Source organism: Kordiimonas aquimaris (genome assembly GCF_025574485.1).
Classification (GTDB): Bacteria; Pseudomonadota; Alphaproteobacteria; order Sphingomonadales; family Kordiimonadaceae; genus Kordiimonas; species Kordiimonas aquimaris.
In genome coordinates this window covers 1,017,821-1,042,379 of sequence record NZ_JAOBPO010000001.1, presented here as the reverse complement: position 1 = coordinate 1,042,379, position 24,559 = coordinate 1,017,821, and the positions used below count along the sequence as shown (strand labels likewise).

General features: G+C 47.5%; 20 protein-coding genes. 6 read left to right on the top strand and 14 right to left on the bottom strand.

The window, feature by feature from the left end; genetic code table 11:
* The 4 genes from fbaA to tkt form a co-directional block, all read right to left on the bottom strand.
* A complete protein-coding gene (gene fbaA / locus OEU88_RS04920; RefSeq protein WP_262694000.1) occupies positions 1–1,065 on the bottom strand; it encodes a class II fructose-bisphosphate aldolase in 1,065 nt (354 codons plus the stop codon).
* Between the two features lie 101 nt (positions 1,066–1,166).
* Positions 1,167–2,336 carry a phosphoglycerate kinase gene (locus OEU88_RS04915; RefSeq protein WP_394805210.1) on the bottom strand — a complete coding sequence of 390 codons (1,170 nt, stop codon included), beginning with the start codon at positions 2,334–2,336 and terminating at the stop codon, positions 1,167–1,169.
* Between the two features lie 72 nt (positions 2,337–2,408).
* Positions 2,409–3,416 (bottom strand): type I glyceraldehyde-3-phosphate dehydrogenase, encoded by a 1,008-nt coding sequence (gap, locus tag OEU88_RS04910; protein ID WP_262693997.1) that lies wholly within the window; start codon positions 3,414–3,416, stop codon positions 2,409–2,411.
* A gap of 46 nt (positions 3,417–3,462) precedes the next feature.
* Entirely contained in the window at positions 3,463–5,481 is a 2,019-nt protein-coding gene (tkt, locus tag OEU88_RS04905; protein WP_262693996.1) for a transketolase, read from the bottom strand.
* Positions 5,482–5,732: 251 nt separating this feature from the next.
* Here tkt and OEU88_RS04900 point away from each other — a divergent pair, with 251 nt between their 5' ends.
* The 4 genes from OEU88_RS04900 (at position 5,733) to OEU88_RS04885 (ending at position 8,243) form a co-directional block, all read left to right on the top strand.
* On the top strand, positions 5,733–6,287 hold the full coding sequence (locus tag OEU88_RS04900) for a hypothetical protein (protein ID WP_262693995.1): 555 nt from the start codon (positions 5,733–5,735) through the stop codon (positions 6,285–6,287).
* A complete protein-coding gene (locus OEU88_RS04895; protein ID WP_262693994.1) occupies positions 6,287–6,604 on the top strand; it encodes a cell division protein ZapA in 318 nt (105 codons plus the stop codon). Before OEU88_RS04900 ends, OEU88_RS04895 begins: the two co-directional genes overlap by 1 nt.
* Positions 6,605–6,806: 202 nt before the next feature.
* On the top strand, positions 6,807–7,394 hold the full coding sequence (locus OEU88_RS04890) for a 5-formyltetrahydrofolate cyclo-ligase (protein WP_262693993.1): 588 nt from the start codon (positions 6,807–6,809) through the stop codon (positions 7,392–7,394).
* A 33-nt stretch (positions 7,395–7,427) separates the two neighbouring features.
* Positions 7,428–8,243, top strand: coding sequence for a TIGR00282 family metallophosphoesterase (locus OEU88_RS04885; protein ID WP_262693992.1), 816 nt, complete (start codon positions 7,428–7,430; stop codon positions 8,241–8,243).
* Positions 8,244–8,277: 34 nt separating this feature from the next.
* On the opposite strand, the gene OEU88_RS04880 is transcribed toward OEU88_RS04885, so the two are convergent.
* From OEU88_RS04880 to OEU88_RS04845, 8 genes are all read right to left on the bottom strand, one after another.
* Positions 8,278–9,510, bottom strand: a complete 1,233-nt coding sequence (locus OEU88_RS04880; protein ID WP_262693991.1) for a DUF547 domain-containing protein — start codon at positions 9,508–9,510, stop codon at positions 8,278–8,280.
* 236 nt (positions 9,511–9,746) lie between these two features.
* Positions 9,747–10,970, bottom strand: a complete 1,224-nt coding sequence (locus OEU88_RS04875; RefSeq protein WP_262693990.1) for a DUF547 domain-containing protein — start codon at positions 10,968–10,970, stop codon at positions 9,747–9,749.
* Positions 10,971–11,163: 193 nt separating this feature from the next.
* A complete protein-coding gene (locus OEU88_RS04870; protein WP_262693989.1) occupies positions 11,164–11,976 on the bottom strand; it encodes a LytR/AlgR family response regulator transcription factor in 813 nt (270 codons plus the stop codon).
* Between the two features lie 45 nt (positions 11,977–12,021).
* A complete protein-coding gene (locus OEU88_RS04865; protein ID WP_262693988.1) occupies positions 12,022–13,251 on the bottom strand; it encodes a sensor histidine kinase in 1,230 nt (409 codons plus the stop codon).
* Between the two features lie 38 nt (positions 13,252–13,289).
* Positions 13,290–14,408: an efflux RND transporter periplasmic adaptor subunit gene (locus tag OEU88_RS04860; protein WP_262693987.1), complete on the bottom strand. Its 1,119-nt coding sequence runs from the start codon at positions 14,406–14,408 to the stop codon at positions 13,290–13,292.
* A 35-nt stretch (positions 14,409–14,443) separates the two neighbouring features.
* Positions 14,444–17,551 carry an efflux RND transporter permease subunit gene (locus OEU88_RS04855; protein ID WP_262693986.1) on the bottom strand — a complete coding sequence of 1,036 codons (3,108 nt, stop codon included), beginning with the start codon at positions 17,549–17,551 and terminating at the stop codon, positions 14,444–14,446.
* Between the two features lie 176 nt (positions 17,552–17,727).
* Positions 17,728–18,219, bottom strand: a complete 492-nt coding sequence (locus OEU88_RS04850) for a hypothetical protein (RefSeq protein WP_262693985.1) — start codon at positions 18,217–18,219, stop codon at positions 17,728–17,730.
* A gap of 128 nt (positions 18,220–18,347) precedes the next feature.
* On the bottom strand, positions 18,348–18,860 hold the full coding sequence (locus tag OEU88_RS04845) for a hypothetical protein (protein ID WP_262693984.1): 513 nt from the start codon (positions 18,858–18,860) through the stop codon (positions 18,348–18,350).
* 157 nt (positions 18,861–19,017) lie between these two features.
* Here OEU88_RS04845 and OEU88_RS04840 point away from each other — a divergent pair, with 157 nt between their 5' ends.
* Positions 19,018–19,326 carry a cupin domain-containing protein gene (locus tag OEU88_RS04840; RefSeq protein WP_262693983.1) on the top strand — a complete coding sequence of 103 codons (309 nt, stop codon included), beginning with the start codon at positions 19,018–19,020 and terminating at the stop codon, positions 19,324–19,326.
* 54 nt (positions 19,327–19,380) lie between these two features.
* Here the strand turns inward: OEU88_RS04840 and OEU88_RS04835 are convergent, their stop codons facing one another.
* A complete protein-coding gene (locus OEU88_RS04835; RefSeq protein WP_262693982.1) occupies positions 19,381–21,726 on the bottom strand; it encodes a M1 family metallopeptidase in 2,346 nt (781 codons plus the stop codon).
* Between the two features lie 450 nt (positions 21,727–22,176).
* Between OEU88_RS04835 and OEU88_RS04830 the strand changes: the two genes are divergently transcribed.
* Complete coding sequence (locus tag OEU88_RS04830; RefSeq protein ID WP_262693981.1) at positions 22,177–23,085, top strand: hypothetical protein; 909 nt, start codon at positions 22,177–22,179, stop codon at positions 23,083–23,085.
* Positions 23,086–23,131: 46 nt separating this feature from the next.
* Here OEU88_RS04830 and OEU88_RS04825 read toward each other — a convergent pair whose 3' ends face one another.
* Complete coding sequence (locus OEU88_RS04825; RefSeq protein ID WP_262693980.1) at positions 23,132–24,553, bottom strand: NAD(P)(+) transhydrogenase (Re/Si-specific) subunit beta; 1,422 nt, start codon at positions 24,551–24,553, stop codon at positions 23,132–23,134.
* Positions 24,554–24,559 lie beyond the last annotated feature (6 nt).

The following is a 24,559-nucleotide window of genomic DNA, read 5'->3' as shown; positions in this document are numbered from 1 at the left end:
TTATCTCTGCGCGACGCTCTTGCCTTTTGATTCCAAATCAACAAACGCTTCGTTCAAACGCTCTATCACAGACTGTTCACCTGCGCGCAACCATACACGTGGGTCATATTGCTTTTTGAAAGGCGTGCCAGTTTCAGGATGAACTTGCCATTTGAATGCATCAGCATGGTCATTCACATACGCGCCTACTGCTTCGGAGAATGCAAACTGCGTATCTGTATCAATATTCATTTTGAATACGCCGTAGCCAAGTGCCTCTGTAATTTTTGCCTTTTCAGAGCCAGAACCGCCGTGGAAAACAAAGTTAAGCGGGTTCGCGTTTGTGCTACGGTCACGCACAACAAGGTCTTGCGAATTCTTCAAAATTTCAGGGCGCAACTTGACATTACCAGGCTTGTATACACCGTGCACATTGCCAAATGACGCTGCCACAGAGAAATGGCCAAGCGGCGTTAACAGATCGTATGCTTTCAGCACATCTTCAGGCTGCGTATAGAGGCTTGGATTTTCAAAATCATCACCAACATCAGAACCAACACCGTCTTCTTCACCGCCAGTTACACCTAGCTCAATTTCAAGGCTCATGCCCAGTGGTGTCATGTCTTTAAGAACGCGGGCGCATGTGTTCAGGTTGTCATCAATTGCCTCTTCTGACAAATCAAGCATATGAGACGAATAAAGTGGCACGCCTTCGCGTTTAATGTTCTGGCGACTTTCTTCCACGAGTGCCTCAACCCAGGGCACGAGGCTACGGTTTGCATGATCTGTGTGCAACACAACACAAATACCATAATGTTCTGCTAGCAATTGCACATGCTTTGCTGCTGACACAGCACCGAGCACCTTGGCACGAAAAGCATCTTCCATCCCTTTACCAGCATAAAATTGTGCGCCGCTGTTAGAAAACTGGATGATAACATCAGAGCCATTTTTGGCAGCAGCCTCCATCACGGCGTTCAAGGAATTCGTTCCCACCACATTCACCGCAGGCAGAGCATAGCCACCTTCTTTACATGCATTAACAAGCGCCGCGTATTCTTCGCCAAAAACTACACCAGGTTTCATTGTCTTTCCCACGTTCTATGCGGCACATCGCCGACTAATATATTGTCTACTTTGATACACTTGGAGCCGTCTTGATGCAACGGCTCCATAACTTTCCGTAACTAACCAAGCGCCGCCACACCTGGCAATTCGCGCCCTTCCATCCACTCAAGAAACGCACCGCCAGCTGTAGAAATATGCGTAAAGCTGTCCTTAGCCCCAGCATGAGCAAGGGCAGCAACTGTATCACCACCACCGGCAACCGTAAGCAATTTGCCTTCGTCAGTTAATCTTGCAGCAGCTTGTGCCAATGCAACAGTTGCCATGTCAAACGGTTCCATTTCAAACGCACCCATCGGACCATTCCATACAAGTGTCTTTGCACTTTCTAGTACAGAAACAAGCGCCTTTACTGTCTCGGGGCCAGCATCCAAAATCATGTCGTCAGCATCAACCTCCGTTAAGCCAACAGCACGGTTTTCAGCATGGGCTTTAAATTCTTTTGCAACAACAACATCGGTTGGAAGATGAACTGCGCAGCCATGCGTTTTGGCATTTTCAAGTATAACAAGCGCGGTATCTCTCAAGTCCTTTTCGCAAAGACTGGCGCCGACATCATAGCCTTGGGCAAACAGGAACGTATTTGCCATACCGCCACCAATGATGAGGTGATCAACTTTCTCAACCAAATTTTCCAAAACGGCAAGTTTGGAAGAAACCTTCGCACCACCAACCACTGCAGCGACCGGTTTAACAGGTGCACCGAGCGCATTTTCAAGCGCTTGCAATTCAGCACCCATTGTCTCACCTGCTGCACAAGGGAGTAACTTCGCCACACCTTCTGTTGAGGCATGTGCACGGTGTGCTGCAGAAAATGCATCATTGATATAAACATCACCCAAACCAGCGAAAGCTGCCGCCAGAGTTGGGTCATTTGCTTCTTCACCCGCGTGAAAACGGGTGTTCTCGATAACAATAACCGCTTCATTGCCTTTAGGTTCATCCAAACCATAAAAGCCAACATCACGCCCCAAAACACGCGCAAGAGCAGGTACTATTGGCTTCAAGCTCATCTCAGGAACAACCTGGCCTTTTGGTCTACCATAGTGTGCGAGCAAAATTACACGCCCCTCAGCCGAGATAACCGCGTCAACGGTCGGCTTTACAGCCTTTAACCGCGTATCATCTGCGACACTGCCTTCAGCCATTGGTACATTGAGATCAACGCGAACAACTGCCGTTTTACCCGTAAGATCACCCAAGTCTGCGATGCGTTTAAAAGTCATTTTCATTCCAGCATATATGTAGATATAGAAAGGGCGGCCTCTCAAGACCGCCCATTATTTCACTTAAGCTTGCGCCATTTAACCCAGTGACGCCATTTTCACCGCAGTATCAGACATGCGATTAGAGAAGCCCCACTCGTTATCGTACCATGTCATGATACGTACAAAGCGTCCGTCGATAACTTTAGTCTGACTGCTATCAAACGTAGAGCTGTTTGGATTATGATTAAAGTCGATAGACACGGCAGGCATGTCTTCGTAGCCGAGCACACCTTTGAGCGGACCTTCAGCAGCAGCTTTAATCGCACTGTTAATTTCTTCAGCTGTAGTGTCCCGGCCAGCATCAAACTTCAGGTCAACAAGTGACACGTTCGGTGTTGGAACCCGGATTGCAGAACCATCAAGCTTGCCGGCAAGCTCTGGCAAAACAAGGCCAACCGCTTTAGCGGCACCCGTAGATGTAGGGATCATGGAAAGCGCAGCTGCGCGCGCACGGCGCGGATCTGAATGAAGCGTATCAAGCACTGGCTGATCACCAGTATATGCATGTACTGTTGTCATGTAGCCTCGCTCAATACCGATCAAATCATTCAGTACTTTAGCAACCGGCGACAAACAGTTTGTTGTACATGATGCGTTGGAAACAACGATGTCATCTGCTGTTAGTTCGTCACTATTTACACCATAAACAACAGTACGATCAGCATTAGCGCCCGGCGCAGAGATCAACACCTTTTTCGCGCCAGCTTCCAGATGCATCGCAGCTTTATCGCGCGCAGTGAAAATACCTGTGCATTCCATTGCAACATCAACGTTCTCTTCACCCCAAGGCAGTTCAGCTGGGTTGCGGATAGCCGTCACGCGAATACGGTCACCGTTCACAACCATGTGGTCACCGTCAACGCTTACATCACCAGAGAAAGGACCATGCACACTATCCCGCTTAAGCAGGTATGCGTTCATTTCAACATCGCCGAGGTCATTGATCGCAACAACACGGATGTCGGTGCGGCCACTTTCATAAATCGCACGCAGTACATTACGACCAATACGGCCAAAACCATTGATTGAAACACGAACCGTCATTGAAGGTCTCCTTTCTTATCAAATATCCAAATTTGCCGAACCGGCTTTAAAGCTTTGCCTGCACTGCACTAACCAGTGCATCAGCAGTTATTCCAAAATGTTCATAAAGTTCATCCGCAGGCGCCGATGCACCAAACGTATCAATACCAATGTTAACACCGTTAAGACCTGTATACCGCTGCCAGCCATATGTTGTACCAGCCTCGATCGATGCCTTAAGCGCATCATCAGGCAATACAGAAGCACGATATGCTGCATCTTGTGCGTCAAACAGTTCTGCACACGGCATGGAGACAACACGTGTCGGCACACCCGCAGCCTCAAGCGTCGTGCGCGCCGCAGCAGCAATCTCAACTTCCGAACCTGTCGCGATCAAAATAGCCTTAGGCGCACTGCCGGTTGCTTCATGCATCACGTATGCACCGCGAGCACACAAGTTTTCATCTGTCTGAATTGTCCGCTGCTGAACCAGCCCCTGGCGCGTTAGTGACAGAATGCTTGGCGTTTCTTTGGCTTGAAGCGCCAATGCCCAACACTCAACTGTTTCGACAGCGTCACATGGCCGGAAAACATTCAGGTTTGGCATCGCACGCAAGCTTGAAACATGTTCAACCGGCTGGTGCGTCGGACCATCCTCGCCAAGACCGATACTGTCATGTGTCATGACATATATCGCGCGCTGTTTCATGAGAGCAGCAAGGCGAATTGCCGGACGCGCATAATCAGTAAACACAAGGAATGTACCGCCGTACGGAATATGGCTACCATAAAGAGCCATACCGTTCATCGCAGCACACATTTCAAATTCACGGATACCGTAATACATATAACGGCCGGTGAAATCATCAGCGGTAATTGGTGAAGTTTGACTGGTTTTTGTCAGGTTAGAGCCTGTCAAGTCAGCCGAGCCGCCAATGGTCTCAGGTACAACACCGTTAATAACTTCTAGCGCCATCTGACTTGCTTTACGTGTCGCAACCTTCACCGGGTCAGCAACAAGCTTTGCTTTATACTCATTAATGGCAGCGTTGAAACCCTTCGGAAGATCCTTAGCCTGACGCCGCTCAAAGTCCTCTTTTACAAAATCATCAAGTGCATCAAACTTCTTTTTCCAAGCCGCAGAAGTGCTGGCACCGGCCGCGCCAACAGCGCGCCAATCAGCCAATACACCTTCCGGAACAACAAACGGTTCCGCATCCCAGCCAAGTTGAGCACGTGTTGCCGCAATTTCATCATCACCAAGTGGAGCACCATGTGTTGCTGATGTGCCTTGCTTATTTGGCGAGCCAAAACCAATCACAGTCCGGCACGCAATCATAGAAGGCAGATCACTCATTTGTGCCTGTTCAATCGCAGCTTCAATGGACTCTGGATCATGACCATCAACAGATTGCACATGCCAACCTGCGGCCTCAAAACGGCCTTGCATATCTTCACTTGTCGACAAATCAGTGCCGCCATCAATCGAGATGGAATTATCATCCCAAAGCACAATCATTTTGGATAGTTTCAAATGACCAGCTAGCGAAATGGCTTCCTGACTGATGCCTTCCATCAAGCAACCATCACCAGCAAGCACATAGGTAAAGTGGTCTGTAATACCGCCACCGTACTCAGCGTTTGATAAACGCTCCGAAATTGCCATACCGACAGATGTTGCAAGTCCTTGACCAAGCGGTCCGGTTGTTGTCTCGATGCCGGGACATTCCCCGAACTCCGGGTGTCCGGCTGTTGGGCTGTGGAGCTGGCGGAAGTTCTTGATGTCTTCCATTGTTGGACGCTCGTAGCCCGTCAGGTGCAAAAGCGAATAGATCAACATGGAACCATGACCGGCCGACAAAACAAACCGATCTCTGTTTGGCCATGTAGGCCATGCAGGGTCAAAGCGCATGAATTTGCTGAACAGTACGGTTGCCACATCGGCCATACCCATCGGCATACCCGGGTGACCCGAATTTGCTTTCTGGATCGCATCCATTGAAAGGGCGCGAATGGCATTTGCCATCATAGTTTGTTGCGTGTGATTTGAAGAAGTGTGGGCGTCAGTAGGTGAAACGTCGGTCATATCAATCATCTTCTTAGATGAGCATTGTGCTGCTCTTGAATTTGATGGCAAAATGGCTGTTCAGCCCCACATAGTCAACCGTTGAACTGCGATAAAAACAGTAAAAATCAGTATTTTTATTTGATCATCTAATACATGCGATTGACGGCGATCCGCTAAACGCCCTATCCTCAACGTAATTCTATAATACGCCGCGTGTAAATATGCGTTAATATGCATGTGAACATGTAATGTTTATTCGGAGATGGTGCATGGGTAACGACCAAAAAAGTGATAAACTGGAGAGCGCGCGCGCGCGACTCGAGCAAGCCTTGGCTGATCTCTCGCAAAAGGCGGCCGAATCGAAACAAGCGGCAAGCGGCGCCGAGGCACAGCAAAATGAAGCCACAGCAGCATACACTACGCTGGAAGAACGTTATCATGCCGTCGAGCAAGAAAACCTGCGCTTGCATGAGCAAGTAGCTACTCTTTCACTGGCTAGCGATAACGAAGCAGATAATACGGTAGGCCGTATCGCTGCCCTTGAAGCTGAAAAACATGCAATTCAGCAAAATTATGATTTGCTAAAAAGGCAATACACCAGCCTCCAGGATGAATTTGAAGGCTTGCAAGACAGCATAGGGTCAACCGGTAACAACAGCGACCAAGCTGACTCAAATTTGACAGATGAAATTCGCACACTCAGGTCGGCATTGGACGCAACAGTCAATGAACGCGACATGATCCGTACAGAACTAGATGACGTTATAAACGAGCTTGAAGGTTATTTAACCCAAAACAGCAAAGCCGCAGGGGGAATGAACTAATGGCACAAATTAATGTAACTGTTGCCGGAAAGTCTTACCCGCTTGCGTGTGCAGACGGCGACGAGGACCGGCTTCATAGCCTTGCTGCATACATTGACAGCAAAACTGCTGACCTAACCGAAAAACTTGGCCATGTTAACGAGACACGTCTTATTTTGATGGCTGCCGTGCTTATTGCAGATGAATTACACGACACTCTGGAAGGTAAAGGCCACGAGGGTTTAATAGGTGCGCTATCGGAAGATGATCTTGCTTCCATGCTAAATGAAGTTGCGTCCGAGGTCGAAACTATTGCAGATCAGCTCAAGACCGCCTAAATACAGCGAGCGGGTTCTGCGCTGTACGCACGATATGAAGTAATCCCTGGGGCTATAAATACTCCTCGGGAACTGTCCCTGAGCTGGACCCTGGTCCTTTTCATTACGGTGCCCACCTGATTTATCAGGCGTCGGAGGATACAAACGTCAACGCGGCAGAGGTGGTTCCCGCACCTACACTGCCTGGAAGGTATAGCCTAGCGTGCCCGCACATTCCCCTGACAGTAAAACCATCATGCGACAACGCGCTAAACGTATGCGTGCCGGTGCATATAAAATGCTCGGTGTTAAAGCAGCAGAAATGGCAGCCAATCACGGCATGCAATTGCTTGCCAGCATACCGAACAGTTCAGTGATTGGCTTATATTGGCCAATAGGTGATGAACTGGATCCACGTTTTCTTATGCATGCTCTAGAACAAGCGGGTTATGCACTTGCTCTTCCTGTTGTCACCACAACCGATGCACCGCTTGTATTCCGGCGATGGGGGCAAGGTGATCCTCTCACAGGTGGTCCATTTGGCACTCAACACCCTATGGATGATGCACCTGTTATTATTCCTGAGGTTATTATTGCACCGCTGCTTGCTTTTGACGGCGATTGTTACAGACTTGGCTATGGCGGCGGTTATTACGATCGTACATTGGCGGCAAATCCACACATAAAAGCTTTTGGCTTTGCTTACGGCGCACAATTTGTAGATGATGTAGTAAAAGAACAGCACGATTGGCCACTGCAGGGTATTATTACTGAAACAGGTGTTGTATTACCGCGCAAAACCACCGCCTGATTTAACAGGCGAATAAGTGATAGAAAGTATTTGATGCGTTTATTGTTTTTAGGGGACTTGATGGGTCGCAGTGGCCGTAATGCTGCGATTGAAGCATTACCGGGTTTGCGTGAAAAGTTAAAACTGGATTTTGTCGTCGTTAACGCAGAAAACGCCGCATCAGGGTTTGGCACAACCAGCAAGATTGCCAATCAGGTTATTCAGGCTGGCGCTGACGTCATCTCTGGCGGCAACCACACATTCGATCAAAAAGATATTCTGTCCGTTATAGATAATGATCAACGCATTCTGCGCCCGGTTAATTACCCGGACCCAACACCGGGGCGAGGATACGCCGTTTATGATGCTCCGCGCGGTAAGAAGGTACTTGTCATTAATGCCATGGGCCGCGTGTTTATGAACCCGCTGGAATGCCCGTTTCGTGCCGTTGATGCCGTGTTGAAAAAATACCGCCTTGGCGTGACGGTGCATGCTGTGCTTGTCGATTTTCACGGCGAGGCCACATCAGAGAAAATGGCGATGGGCCATTATCTGGATGGCCGTGCAAGCCTTGTGGTGGGCACACACAGCCATATCCCAACAGCAGATGCGCAAATCCTGCCTGGCGGAACAGCATACCAAACCGACGCTGGGATGTGCGGTGACTACAACAGCGTTATCGGCATGGACAAAGCTGAACCCATCAGCCGCTTCCTGACCAAAATGAACAGAGAACGTTATACGCCGGCAAACGGCGAAGGAACAGTATGCGGTACTTTCGTTGAAACAGACGACCGTACAGGCCTTGCCAAACGTGTAGAACCAGTTCGCATGGGGCCTCGATTAATGGAGCACTTGCCAGAAGTGTAATTTAACCTCTGACTCGCACCACACCAATTACAGATCAATTGACCTCATCGTCTTTATCGCTTTTAAGAGACACACGAGCACCATCGCCTCCAACAAATTCTTCCACTGTTACAGTCCCCGAACGGTACATACGCTCTCGTCTAATTTTGACAGCGCGTAATAAAGCTCTGGTCTGCGGTGAAATTTTTCCATTCGAGCCTGCATTGAATTCAGGGTTACTCACTGCTGCGACGTCTACTGTCGAGTTAGGTAAAGTCACACCCAAACCGGGAGCACTGGGCCCAGTGGGTGTTGCCACAGCTTCAATGAAATATGCCAGTGCGCCTGGGTTTGTGTTGAAGCTACTGCCATTATAAGTGTCACCGTTCTTCAAATCTGCAATACCCCAGTCGTAATTCTTAATCTGAAACGACTTCGCTTTTTCAAGATCAAGCAGCGTATCAGGCCGGGCAAAAGCGAGCAGATGGTCTTTGATATCAGCAACAAAATTCGGGAAATATCGCTCACCAAGCTTATAGTGGTCAGATACACGCCCACGACCAGACCAAAGCCTGAAGCCTCGTAAGCTGTTTACAAACTCAATCGCATTTTCCTGCAGACCTGCAACTATGTTGGTACTCGTAAAAGCCTCTGTTCTTATGTTTGGCCCACCGACAGCACCCATGAAGAAACCGTATAGAACAAGCGGTGTATTCCAGTTATTCACAACATGCTGTTCGATGTCACTAATCGATGTCGCAATACCGCCAATAGACATTGTTTTGTCATCCCAAACACTTCTTCGACCAACAGCAAGTCTTTTTATTTTCTTAATTGGGTATTCTTTTGCCACTTCATACATGACAGCAACATTATGGAGTTTAAACCAATAAGCTAGTTGTTCATTACGCGAGAAATTCTCAAGCGGAACAAAATCTGACACAGCTTCAAGATCACGTCTAATGGCAAGCAAACTCTCGACATGGTCTTCATTGAATTCATAAAACAATACACGGTTACCCTCAAAAGCCGTTGGGCTAAGGTTACCATGTTTAATTCTTGAAGATGTTCCTCTGGCACCGTTACGACTTGCGATACGTCGATCAGACGGCCCAGTATCAAGAACAGCGCCCGACAGGATCAAATTCCAGTCATCGTAATTGATTGCGTAATCACTATTTTTAGTAGAATCAGTTGGCAGGCTACTTTGCGACATTGCCGCTGCCGCGTTAAGGCCGATCATCAAAGCAATTCCACATATTTTAATAAACAGGCTCTTCTTGTACATATATACCCCTCCATGAAGGCACAGATTTTAGGAGTGTAATCAGGACAATTGCGAGCAAGTTTCGATGAAGTGATATGAATGAGCAAGCGACCAAAATCTTTCTAGCGTGGCGACTCTAGCATGAGGCAAACGATCCTCTTACACCAATAGATGACGATGAAGTTTAACCTTACAAAAGTCGTAAGCGCCAAGATTTCCCCAATCGAAAGAAACCTCAGCGCTTACTCGGGGGAAGATTATTCTACTTCACCGTCCTTGTCGCTTTTACGTGATACGCGACTACCCTCAGCGTCAATGAATTCCTCAACCGTAACAACACCATCGCGCTGTCGGCGCTCATTGCGAATTTTCATTGCACGCAACAAGGCTTTCACTTGCGGTGAAATACTGGAAATACCTGCGCTTGCAAATGCAGGGTCGCTGCCAAGATTATTCAGTGTCACGACAGAAGCAGAAGGCGGAGGGCCAATTGGGCTAGCGACTTGTGGGTTTGGCTGCTCAATAAAGAAAGCAAGTGCGCCGGGGTTTGTATTAAAGCTACTGCCATTATAAGTGTCACCGTTCTTCAAATCAGCAATACCCCAGTCGTAATTCTTAATCTGAAATGACTTCGCTTTTTCAAGATCGCGCCGTGTATCAGGCCGAGCAAAGGCTACTAAATGGTCTTTGATATCAGCATCAAAGTCAGGGAAGTACCGCTCACCGAGCTTATAGTGGTCAGATACACGTCCGCGACCAGACCAAAGCCTAAACCCGCGCAAGCTGTTTACAAAATCAATAGCGTTTTCCTGCAAGCCTTTAACAATATTGCTACTGGTAAATGCTTCCGTTCTGATGTTTGGCCCACCAACGGCGCCCATGAAGAAACCATATAGAACAAGCGGTGTATTCCAATTTTCCACGACATGGTTTTCAATGTCGCTTATGGATGTTGCAACACCACCAATAGACATTGTTTTATTGTCCCAAACACTTCTTTTACCCACCATAAGACTTTTAACTTTCTTGGTAGGATATGCTTTGGCGATCTCATACATCACCGCCACGTTATGTAGGTTGAACCAATATGCCAATTGCTCATTGCGTGAGAAATCCTCCAGCGGAATGAAATCCGATACTGCTTCAAGATCACGCCGAATGGCGAGCAAGCTCTCAACATGCCCTTCGTCAAACTCATAAAACAATACACGGTTACCTTCAAATGCTGTCGGGCTGAGGTTGCCGTGCTTAATTCTTGAAGAAGTGCCCCTGGCGCCGTTACGACTTGCCGCACGACGGTCCGACGGACCTGTATCAAGAACAGCACCCGACAGGATCAAATTCCAGTCATCATAATTGATTGTGTAATCACTGCCCTTGGTCGACCCTGTAGGCAGGTCGCTCAGTGCGGTGGCAGCTGTAGTGCTCAAAGCAACCGTGAGCAACACAGGCATAAGCTTTAACAACGTAAATTTTTTCATCGAACCCCCCGATACAACTTACACTATTTAATAGTATGTATAGTTTAAGAGGGTCGCACTATAACTATCGATTAGTTTTCGATGGATCGTTAACGGATTCTCTGAAACGTTAAATTCCAGAGACAAAGTGTGCAAAAGTACGACGAACCGAATATAAATGCGACGAACTGTGTAGCTCAATATGAAGCAAAACTCATAAAAAACGACCGACAACGTCCTTATAAGAACGACTCACTTTCAGTTCCATACCGCAGGATAACGTCAGGAAACATTCACCGTTGGAATGAGGCCGCACCTCTTTCACCTTATCCAGATTGACGATGGTTGAACGGTGTACGCGCTGGAATATTTTTGGATCCAGGCGCTTTTCCATAGTCTTCATAGTCTCACGTAGTATGTGAGTTTTTTCATCCACATGAATACACATATAGTCGCCAGCAGCATCAATGTAATCGACATCAGACACATCCACGATTGTTATATGACCACGATCTTTAATACGCAAATGTGGGTCGAAACGTTCTTCACGGTAATCCTGCGGTTTTTCCAGCAGCGCCGTTAATGCTTCTTGCGGCGGCGTTTCCATACCTTCAATTAACTCAACCAAACGCGCATTTTGCTCAATAGCAACACGCTGATTTATCGCACCGCGCACACGCTCAACAGCTTCAAGAAGGCGGTCTTCATCAACTGGTTTTAATAAGTAATCAAGTGCGTGCGCTTCAAATGCCTCAAGAGCATATTGATCATACGCAGTCACAAATACAACAAGCGGTATCTCTGCTTGACCAACCAACGAGCGCATAACGGAAAACCCATCAAATCCCGGCATTTGTATATCAAGGAAAACTAGATCAGGTTTTTTTTCCTTTATGGCTTTTACCGCTTCACGTCCGTTAGCACATGTTCCAATAATCTCAATATCTGCATAGTTCTCCAGCCGAATTGCAAGGCCGCGAATTGCAAGCGGTTCATCATCAACAAGAAGAGTGCGAATGCTCGTCATATTTTATCCTTTGCGACCAGAAGTCTTGTTGGTTGTTGTATCATATTATTCACCGCGCAGTGGCCTTGTACCAGCACGCTCTCTTTCAAGCGGTATTTCAATGGTAATTTTAAGACCTGTTGGTTCTACATTCTCAAGTGAAAGTTTATGATCATCATGATAAATTTGTGCCAGACGTTCTTTGGTGTTGGCAATACCAACTCCAGAACCAGACTGACTAACGATATGATTAATGTCAGGCATACCAGGCCCATTGTCAGTTAAGCCAAGTAGCAAACGGTCATTGCCTTTGAGCTTTGCGCATACGCGAAGAGTACCGCCATCAATAGCTGGCGCCACAGCATATTTGATCGCATTTTCAATAAGCGGTTGCAAAATCAAACTAGGTACCAAAGCAGCTTTGGTTTTTTCGTCGATATCATATTCAATGTTCAGCCGGTCTTCAAAGCGGACCTTTTCAATATCCAGATACAAACCAAGGGCGTACAATTCCTGATCAAGCCTGATGCGCTGTGTTGGCTGATTGACAAGCGTATAACGCAAAAAGCTGGACAGTTTTGTCAGCATCTTATTCGCATCTTCTTCTGACTTCTCAAGCACAAGCGTAGATATCGCGTTCAAAGTATTAAAGAGAAAATGCGGGTTGAGCTGGTACCGCAGCATCTTTAGCTGTGCCTGATGCGCCATCGCGGTAGCCTGCAGCACTTCTGCTTTTTGTTCCTGCAAGCTGGTATAATAATGATAGCCAAAATAGATTGCAGACCACGCAAAAAGTGCGGTTGCCTCAAACATAGCGTTACCAAAAAGCCCTAATCCTTCTTGGCGTTGCACTCCTGGAATCAATATTGGCCCCAGAGACACTTCCAAAGACGAGAACAGCAAACCAAACGCCGCGCATAAAATAACAACAACGGGCAATTGCAGAGACAGAGGTTTATCCCTGACAATTCTATATATGTGCCGCATGACGATAGTCATCGACACACCAATAACAATTGCGGCCAAAATAAACACAGAGAAATAGTTCAACGGGTTTTCAAGAATAATCGCCTGAAATGTCCGCACCAAGCCATATCCCGTCCAGCCAAAAAACTGGAATGACCAAAAGGTTGCTTCTTTTGTGCCAAACAGGCGATCAACAATCGTCATTGTACTTGAGGCTGCCCCATCATCAATATTCTTGAGGTTGCCACGGTTCGTGCCAACCTGTTGTTCAAGCTTATTATGAAGGGCAATATCCTCTGCGCCAAGAGGCTTTGTTAATTCTTCGGTCAATTCTCACTCAGTCATGTATTATCATGTGCAAACAACCATCATGTTGCAACATTACCAAATTGAACAGATTGACCTGGGCGTAATCGTTCGCCGCCTCGGACAACCACGCGGTCACCCTGCTCTAGCCCGCCCGTGACAGCCACACGCTCACCAGCTGCCGCACCTGTCGTTACCAGGAGCCTTTCTGCGGTATTATCTTCCTTAATACGGAACACATATGTTCCGTCACTACGCAAGACAAGAGCGTCCCTCGGCACAGCAACTACTTGCATGGGCGTGCTTTCTGGCACTCCAATTTGAACGGCTGTACCAACCACATATGCTGCATCTCCCGGCACATCCACACGAATTTCCATCGTCCGGCTCACCGTATCGCCGACAGGCACCAACGCACGAATGGTGCTGTCGTAGATTGCCGCGCCTTTACGCACCACAACAGTTTGGCCGTCCGCCAAAACCGCGGCTAGGTTAACAGGCGCCTGTGCACGTACTTCAAGATTTTCTGTATCAACAAGCCTTACAATTTGGCGGCCAGGTGTTGCATACTCACCTGCCTGTGCCAGTCGAGCAACAACACGCCCCGGGAACGGTGCTTTAACTTGTGTACGCTCAAGGTCTATTTCAGACTGCTCCAGCGCGATCCGAGCCTGTGTGCGCTCTTCTTCAGTCATTAAAAGTGTGCTTTCAGCCTCTTCTGCGCGGCTGATTGGTGTGTTGTTGGTTTGCGTTAATTCGTGAATACGTGTCAAATCAGCTCGTAAAAATACAATCCGAGCATCAAGACGCTTAAGCTGTGATCTGTTACGTTCCACTGCCAGTCTATGGTTTCGCTCATCAATGATAGCAACAACATCACCTTGCTTGACTAATGTTCCTTCAGGCGCCACCCACGAAACCTGTCCCGTGATTTCTGCTGCAATCCGGCTATCGTTCTTACTAATGATTGTGCCCGGCATAAATGTTTGCGGCGCCATCAATTCTTCACTTGCTTCTGCGATTTCGACCAAGGCTGGCGGCGCTTGGCGTTGCTGTGCAGTAACGCTGGCCCCGTGGATCACAAATACCGTTGCTGTGAAAACCATTAACTTTATAAATTTTTCTATTGATTCCCTGACCCTTCGATCAAGAAGCCTAACTCTTCCTTCAACTTCAAACATATTTTCCTCGCTTATATTTTTTGTTTATTACGTCACTATTCCGCTGGTTTCATACTGGGAGGTGTACGAGAGAGCAGCTTGAAAAAACCGCCGTGTTCATTGAAACGCAGTAAAGCTGGCAGCAAAATAAGCGTAAAGATTGTCGATACACACATGCCGCCAACAATGGTTGTAGCCATACCGCGGTATATGTCACTGCCTGCACCAGGGAACAGAACCAGCGGTAGCATGCCCATGATGCTGGTCAACGTACTCATGAAAATGGGTCGCAACCTTAGCGCAAGCGCACGTTCAATTGCCTCTGATCTACTCAGGCCTTCATCTTCGCCTGCACGTGTCTGAGACACGAGCAAAATGGCATTGTTCACAACAAGTCCAAGAAGAATAATGAAGCCAATCATCGTCAACAGATCAAGCGGCGTAAACGCAAACAAGTTCAGGACATTCAGTGCCAGCACACCGCCAACTGTCGCCAGCGGAATAGTGATAACGACAAAAAGAGCATCCGTAGTTGAGCGGAACAAACCTGCCAAAATCATAAACAGCAACCCAAGCGCCAACACAAAGTTAAGCGATAATGAACTAACTGCACGCTCAAGCGCATCCGCACTACCACCATATGAGATGGTGGCTCCAACAGGCAGTAATGGCTTAATTTGTGGCTCAACCTGCTCTTTCAGAATGGTCACCATGTCCTCAAGCGCCATACCATCAGGCTGGCTAATGTTAAATGTCACTGTACGCTTGCGATCAACGCGCTGGATAAAATTCGGGCCAACGCCGCGCTCAAATGTTACCAAATCACCAAGCGGTACCGTACCACCAAGCGGTGTAGCAACAGGCACATTACGTAGCATATCTGGGTCAGCAAATTCTTGTGACTTCAGGATCATATCAACACGGCGTTCGCCGTCAAAGTGCTCCCCGAGGAACAAACCATCACCCAGCGCCCGCACAACGCGTGCAATATCACGGCGCGTGTAACCAACTTCCGCCAAGCGGCGATCTTTGGGAATGATGCGCATCTCGGGCGACATTACATTCGGATCAGGGTTTGGTTGCGCACGCGCACCCGGTAATGCTTCTGAAATAAAGCCCATTGTCGCACGCGTTACATCGCGCAAGGCATCAAGGTCACGCGAGTGCACATTCAGCTGCACAGAACCCGCGCCGCCAAAGCCGCCAAACAGGTTGCCTTGCTGACCAAACGCAAACACATCAGGGAAGCCGACAAGGATTTCCTCGTTAATGATTTTCTCCAGTTCCTTCACACGGCCTTGATCAACAGCGCGCACACCGATGTTGCCGCCTTGACCGCCAGGAAAACTAATGAAGTAATAGTTTTTGAGCTGTGGTTGTTTTTCACCAGTCAAGTAAGGCTCAAGCCTATCAACAATAACAGAGGCAATCTCGCTATCTGCTGTTTCAATGTTGGTGCCTGCCGGGAACGAAATAAATGCATCAACCGCATCGCGTTTCACAGGCGGCAGATAATTAAGATTAGGCAGCATATACCAACTCAGACCAACAGCAGCTGACATCAAAGCACCGACTAAAATAGTACGTCGTAGCGGCGTACCACTAAGCATCATTAATCGGTGCGCCGTTACTTTGGCCCGTTCACCTGCGGCTTCATTTGATGGCAGTTTCTTGAGCCAATGCTCCGCAGCAACAGGCAAAACTGTAACGGCAACTACAAGGGAGATCGCCACCCCAACAGCGATCGTAATCGCCAGATCAGCAAATAACTGCCCTTCTGCATCTTTCAGGAAAAGGATCGGCACAAAAATGGCCACGGTTGTGATAGTTGAGGCAAGCAAAGCGCCCCATACCTGCTTAGCACCCAAGAGTGAGGCTACAGATGCCTTTTCACCACGTTCGCGTAATCGTACAATATTTTCTAGCACAACAATCGCGGCATCCAGCACCATGCCTGTTGCAAAAGCCATTCCTGCCAGTGAAATCACATTCACTGTTCTACCAAACAACGCCAACATGATAACTGTTGTCAGCAAACAAATGGGGATAGTCAGCGCAATAAGAATGGTTGCTTTTACCTGTCGCAAAAACCACCACAGCACGCCAATTGCCAGCGCAACACCAATAAGAAGGTTGGAGCCCAAGAGATTAATCGCACGCTTGATGAACACAGACGGATCAAATGATTTCTCAATCGCAATACCTTGCTCGGCCAGAATACCAGCGTTCATGTCGTCAATCTCAGCGGTCAAACGGTCAATGGTTGCCAATACATTGGCACCGTTCTCACGCGACAGCTGCATGCCTATGGCAGGGTTACCATTTTGATAAACAACCTGATTGACTTCAGGCGGCGCAATTTCAATGGTTGCGATATCCCCGAGAGTAACAGGGCTACCATCGCGCCACAACAGAATGAGAGCACGTAATTCTTCTGGTTCGTATCGGCCCTGAAAATTAAGCAGATAGCGCCTGCGTCCATCATCCAGATACCCGCCCGAGCTATCCACAGTACGGCCAACGCGTTGGGCAATATTGTTTAAGTCAACACCCAGCTCCGCAGCCCGAATAGGGTCAAATTCAATCTGCAACTGATCACCGCCAGAGGCCCCTGCATTAAGCTGAACACCGCCAACGCCTTCAATTGCTTCAAGTCGTGGCACAACGTTGTCTTCAATAAACGTGACATAGTCTTCAGGCGCGAGAAGACTGTTTTCTCGGAACTGCGTAAACAGGTAAATGAGTGTTTCACCGCTACCACCACCAAAACCGCCATTCATCAAAATTTGAGGACGATCAGCATCCACCGGTAAGGGCGGCAGCCTGTTAATACGGCTGATCACTTCAAGCAGCGTTCGGTCCATGTCAGACTCGAGCGAAAACTCCATCGAAATGTAACCAAAACTTTGGTTAGAAAAGGTGCGCATTTCCTCGAGGCCGGGCAGCCCCTGCATCACTTCCTCAATAGGCTCTGTGATCTCGGATTCCATCTCGGATGGGCTGGCGCCTCGCCAAAAATTCTGGATGGCTAACTGGGGCCGATCGATGGCCGGGAACAATTGAATAGGCAGCTTTGTCAGCATAACAACACCTATGACCATAGCCATGGCTGCAACAACTGCAACTGCCGCCGGATTCTTCAGGCTGCTTTGAGTGAGTTTCATGAGACTGTATTCCTCGCTTATATTTTTATCTCAATAAGCAAGGGGTATGAACGTTACTATCTAACAATAGAAATGCAATGCGATAAAAAGACAGTGCTTTGCGACAAGGCGCTATTAGTCGGCGCATCGACAACATAAGGTGTAACCAAGGTTTACAGGAAACAGATAAGGGTTAATTATTCAGCGTCAGTCTTAGGTTTTTTGGTATATTCTTCAAAATCACCCAAACTGCAGCTACCCCAGGTTCGACCGAAGTTATCCAGCACAGTGATGATCTGAGCGCGGCACAATGATCCAAAGGAATTGGCATATGCAAAGCGTTCTTCCCGCAGCAAACCTGCGCATTTATTGGGCATACGGTTTCTGTAGCCGCGTTTGCCAATGGATTCGAAGAAAATTGTCTGATCATCAAAGATATGAGATTGACGCAAACTGCGCATAGGTACGCAATTTTCAACTTTACCTGTTGCTTCATATCTACTCATGATCCGGTCACGTCGCCGCTCGGCCCGCGTCTTCTTACGTTCCGGCGTATCAGCCTTATCAGTGTCATCTGCTTCGTCTTGTTGAGCATGGACGGCTGTGTCTTCATGCATAATTCCAGCCACACCTGACAAAGCAAATGCGGCGGCGAGTATAGACAACAATGTGAATCGCTTCAGTGTCACGTTTACCTCAGATTCTCTCATCCCGCATAACAGTGATAGGCATTTTAAAATGAATGAATGCTTAACAGTGATTTTAGCGTGCAGCTTGTCGCCATACAATAAACGAAGAGTATTAATCAATGATACTTTTATAAAAGAGCATCCAATTCGCGTTGCATTAACGCACGCAGATACGCGCCCAGGTTTGCAAGCGCAATTTGCTCGTCTTTACTCATACGGGTTCGCGTATCGTCAAAGGCTAGACCATGAACCTGCGCAAGCTGTAAAAGGTAAGCGACAAACGCGTCAACACGTGCACGTATAATCCACATAACCGGCACATATGCCTCGCGGTCACCATCAAAATAATCAGAAAAAGTTTTGGCAAGATGTGGAATGAGCGAGTCGCCAATAGTTTGAAGGCCCACACAAAACGCTTCAAAAGGAGGCAGCGGCTCACCGTTCTTATCGTTCGGCGCAACCTGCTGACAAGACGCTGCACGCTCCAGCTCACGTACCATATCATCCAGTTCACGATCTAACGCTACTGCAATACTGTCAATTTTACGTTGTTGATTCGGCGAAAGAACAGTGCGCCCCGACGCCTCAAGTCCGCGCAAACTTGCAGAAACAAAATCAACAATAGTTGCTTGGTCTGACATTAACCGTAAACCTTTCAGAAGTTATTCTATAACGCCCAAATTGGCACAGGCCAAGCTTTCCATCTGGCACTCTACCAACTGAATAATGTATTTGCCTTTGTCATGACATTTTATCGCCCAATAAAACCACTGCGATCAGTTTATTAGGAGATCTCATATGTCAGTGACAATGCAATGGCTGATGGAAGACAGTATCCAAGAAAACGCCGGGGTGAGCCTTGCCAAAATGACTATTGCAGAAGGTGCAACCTCAGAGGCGCACTTTCACGCTGATTGTAACGAGGTTATCCATGTGCTGTCAGGCAACATTAAGCAAATATGTGATCAAAAAATAATTCTGGCCCAAAAAGGCGACACGATATTCATCCCTCAGGGAGTCCTGCATCACACTGAAAATACGGGAAAAGAATCCGCCATTTTAATGATCGCTTACTCAAGCGGCTCACGCCAATATAGCAAGTCATAAAAAACGGCCCCATTACTGAGGCCGTTTATGCCAACTCTTACACCACTAGTTTGTTTAGTATGATGCGTTTTCGCCCGCACGCTTCATCAAGCTTTCCTGCTGTTTCCTTTTAAACAATTCGAGGCGGGAACGCACAGCACGGCGCGGCCAATGATTGTTTTCAATATCAGCATCTGCTGTCTCTCTTTTAGGGTCAAGCGTGATTGACTTGATTTCCTTATCAGACATCACAAGCTTGATGACGCTGTTAGGATTGCGACGCCACAGTTCTGCTGGCCACTTACGCGTTTCTGTGCTGCCATCTGTATATTCGATTTCAACAATAACCGGCATCACCAAGCCACCCTTGTTGGAAAACTCAAGAAAGTAGAAGTTTTCCGTGGTTTTTAGAAGCTCACGCTCCCAATCAGCAAGGCTGTCGACGTATTTCGCGTAGCGCTCGCGGTCTTTGTCAGTCACAGTGTATGCATCATTGTGGTTATAGAAATCCTGCAGCTCAGGGCGCTCCAGAACGCGGCGGCGATCATTTGCATGGCTCTCAACCACGAGGCTATCACCAGCCTCTGCATCGCGTTCTTGTTTGTAGGCCATCTCAACATCAGGGTCTTTGGTATTGACCGTGCCCCATGTCACGCGGTCCAATGAAATATCAACATGGTCGGTTGAATAGAACCAACCACGCCAGAACCAATCAAGATCATGACCAGATGCATCTTCCATTGTACGGAAGAAGTCAGCTGGATAAGGGCGCTTAAACATCCAGCGCTGCGCATATTCTTTAAATGCATGGTCAAATGCTTCACGGCCCATAACTGTTTCACGCAAGATATTAAATGCTACAGCAGGTTTACGATATGCATTTGCACCAAACTGGATAAGCGATTCAGGGTCTGTCATCACAGGCACCTGATTTTTGCTGATCATGAACGGCACAATAGTTTCAGGGGAGCCAATGTTGCCAGGCCATCCTTCTTCCCATTCCCGGTGGGCAAGCCCTTGCAAGAAAGTATTAAAGCCTTCATCCATCCAGAACCAATCACGCTCAGGCGTATTAACAATCATCGGAAAATAGTTATGCCCAACTTCATGGATAATCACACCAATCAAGCCATATTTGGTTGCGCGGCTATACGTACGCTCACCATCATCGTCTTCATCAGGACGACGCGGATTAAAACTGATCATTGGGTATTCCATACCGCTGGTTGCCGAGTTAACAGACTGAGCAACAGGATACGGATATTCAAAAGTGTATTTCGAGTATACCTCAAGCGTGTGTGCGATAGCTTCGGTTGAATACTTATCCCACAGCGGCATACCTTCCTCGGGATAAAACGACATAGCCATTACGGTGTTGCCACCGTTTGCCTGCTTAACGCCCATCGCATCCCAGACAAACTTCCGTGACGTAGAAAACGCAAAATCACGCACGTTTTCTGCACGGAACTTCCATGTCGCTTTATCAGTTGCACGACCAGCTTGATTAGCAAGGGCTTCGTCGCGCGTAACAATTTTAACTGGGCGGTCAGCATCACGAGCACGCTCCAGACGAGCGCGTTGCTCGCTTGTTAGTACTTCACGACCGTTTTGCAACTCGCCCGTAGCAGCAATAATATGATCTGAGGGAACAGTAATCTCTACATTATAGGAGCCAAACTCAGTTTGGAATTCACCAAGGCCATAAAAAGTCCGGTTATTCCACGCTTTCATGTCGGTGTAACCCGCAACACGCGGATACCACTGGCCTAGATTATAAACTTTATTACCGTCTTTCTTGAAGTGATCCCAACCAGAACGCTTAATCGGAATTTTCTTTGATTCGATAATATTATACGACCACTCTATACCAAGCTTGGTACTGCTGCCCGGTGTAAGCGGTTTAGGCAAATCAATACGCATAACGGTACGTACAAATGAATGCGGCAATGGGTTACCTCTGCCGTCCGTTACTGCAGAAATTTTAAATCCGCCATCAAATTCCTGACGATATTTTTGATGCCGAAGCTCAGAAAACGACATGCGCGTTGTAGAATTCGTTGGTTGTGTCAGGTGATCGTCAGAGTGTTTTGCAAAGCGATTTTGATCAAGCCTTACCCATATATACTTTAACGTATGCGGGGAATTATTCTTGTATGTTATAATTTCAGAGCCTGTGATACTTTGATTATCATCGTTCAGCTCAACCTTGATGTCGTAATCAGCTTGCTGTTGCCAGTATTCCGGCCCCGGTTCACCAGACGCGATCCGTTGGTCGTTTGGTGTCGCCAAAACCTCTTCAAGTTGACGAAACTTATCTTCATGATGCGGCTGTTTGGATTGCTTAACCTGTGCAGAAACTGCGCCAGTTACCAGCAATACTGCTGACAGCAATATGCTTATGTATTTTTGTCCCAAAGTCACGTGACTATCCCCTCGATGGTGTTGCCTGCAGCGTTTAGCCTTTACCCAATGCCAACCACTGCGCGCACGATAGCGCCGCAGGCCAGACTTGGCAACAATCACAAAAAATCAATACAGCATTGCTTTTATAAGTTTGATAAAACCTCGAAGTTTCAAAAAGTAAAAATAATTCATTTTTGCGATTGATTATTAATATCAATCGTGTTTATATCATCCCACGAAATGAACACTTCTGCTTCCCGCAGTATCATTTCCTCGCCATGCTGAACCTGACAGCAGTATGGTTTGCAGCGTCTCCTGTTGGCCCGGGGGAACCTGCATCATTTTTGCTTCACTCGAGAGGCAAAATAAAGGCCGCTCAGTCCCGAAAACTGAGCGGCCTTCTATTTGTTGTTCATTAAGCTTTTCAAGTCTATTCTATAGTATGACTAGTATAGTCGAGGGCGCTTAATGAGCTTAAGAAACACATTGCTGAAAATAATAGTTACAATTTCGTTTTACGTTACAGCCGGAATTGTGCATGCCTCAGAAGAGCAAAAACCAACACTGACATGGCTATCCATTGACTGGCAACCAGCATGGATACATGACGGACCATTAAAAGGTCTTGGGTATGCGCAAACGGTTGAGCGCATGTTACGCGAACGCATGACAGATTATGTACATGAAGATAGACCCGTTACGAATCTTCGTATTTATTCAGTACTCCAAAATAGAGACGCTTGTTTTGCAGCCTCCCCTTACAAGGGAGCTGATTTGCTGGAGGACAAAAAACAGGGCGTTATATGGAGTGCGCCGTCATACGTGTTTTTCTATCAAGGCATTATCACAACACCAGAAGCCGTTCCTGCCATCCAAAAATACGTAAAGGACGGATACGTCGATTTTAATGCATTAATCAACGACGACGAATTAATCGGAGCTTTCCAGCCCGGTCGATCATACAGCCGTTGGCTTAATCCAATTCTGGCCAATAAAGAAAAAACAGCAAAAATGTTCCGGTGGTCTGGCGATACACGACTGACGCAAAGCATGTTTAAACTGATGGAAGCTGGACGCATTGATTACTTTGTCGACTATGTGATTATGCTTAAGTATCACGAGGCCTCTACTGGCACACCAAGCGAACATGTCTATCTTCCTATTGGATTACACAAAGAACTTCTCGGTTTTGGCGGCATTGCCTGCTCCGATACACCGCTTGGGCGCAAGGTAATCACGGATATCAATGAAATTCTCGGCGAAATTCGGCTATCATCTGAAGTGAGAGAAGTGAACAGAAGGTGGCTAATGCCTGAAGCACAGGAAGAAGAATACTGGCGAAAATGGGAAACAGAGTTACTGCCCCTGAAAAAATAAAAGGGCCAGCAAAAGCCAGCCCTTCATATCGCTTTATCGATAGCTACTAATGCAGCGCCTTGATAACGTCCTCAACCATTTTCTTGGCGTCCGCAAACAACATCATCGTATTGTCACGGAAGAACAGTTCGTTATCTACACCTGCGTAACCACTGCTCATCGAACGCTTGATGAACAATACAGTTCCAGCCTTTTCAACGTCCAAAATCGGCATGCCAAAGATCGGGCTCTGCGGATCCGTTTTTGCTGCCGGATTGGTTACATCATTTGCACCAATCACAAACGCCACGTCAGCACCTGCAAATTCACTATTGATGTCTTCAAGCTCAAATACTTCATCATACGACACATTGGCTTCAGCAAGCAGTACGTTCATATGCCCCGGCATACGGCCTGCAACAGGGTGAATAGCATACGCTACATCAACGCCAGCTTCCTTAAGCATATCACCCATTTCTTTTAGGGCATGCTGTGCTTGCGCAACCGCCATACCGTAACCAGGTACAATGATAACCTTGCCAGCATTTTTCATAATGAAAGCCGCATCGTCAGCCGAGCCCTGCTTCACTGGCCGTGTTTCGGCTCCCATCGGACCCGATGGTGCACCACTGTCTGACCCAAAGCCGCCAAGGATCACCGAGATGAAGCCACGGTTCATCGCTTTACACATAATGTATGAGAGAATGGCGCCGGATGAACCAACAAGCGCACCGGTTACAATCAGCGCTGTATTCTGTAGCGTGAAACCAATACCTGCAGCAGCCCAACCTGAGTAGCTATTCAGCATAGAGACAACCACTGGCATGTCCGCACCGCCAATTGGAATAATCAACAAGAAGCCAATTATGAATGCCAACAGTGTGACAATCCAGAATACATTCAGGCCGCCAAATTCCACGTTTTGATCCGCTGCAAACAAAGCGATACCTGCAATAATGGCAGCGCCGATTGCAGCATTAATAACGTGGCGCGCCGGCAGCATAATCGGCGCACCAGACATTGTGCCTTGTAACTTCAAAAAAGCGATGACAGAACCCGAGAAAGTAATTGCACCGATCGCAATACCTAGCGCCATCTCGATTTTTGATGCCATAAACATAGTGCCCATCGCATCAGTGATACCAAACGCACCGGGGTTCAAAAACGCACTACCCGCAACAAAAACAGCTGCCAAACCAACAAGACTATGGAACGCTGCCACCAATTGCGGCATGTCTGTCATCGCGATTTTACGTGCAATGATGAAACCAATACCACCACCAATAATAATGGCACCGATAATCCAGTCATAACTAACAATTTCAGGATTAAGAATGGTGGTAACAACCGCAATGGTCATACCGATCATTCCAAACATATTACCCTGACGGCTGCTCTCAGGACTGGAGAGACCGCGTAAACTCAGGATAAACAAAACAGCAGACACCATGTAGGCAATAGCTGTCAGATCGACAAAGGATTGACTCATCTGCCT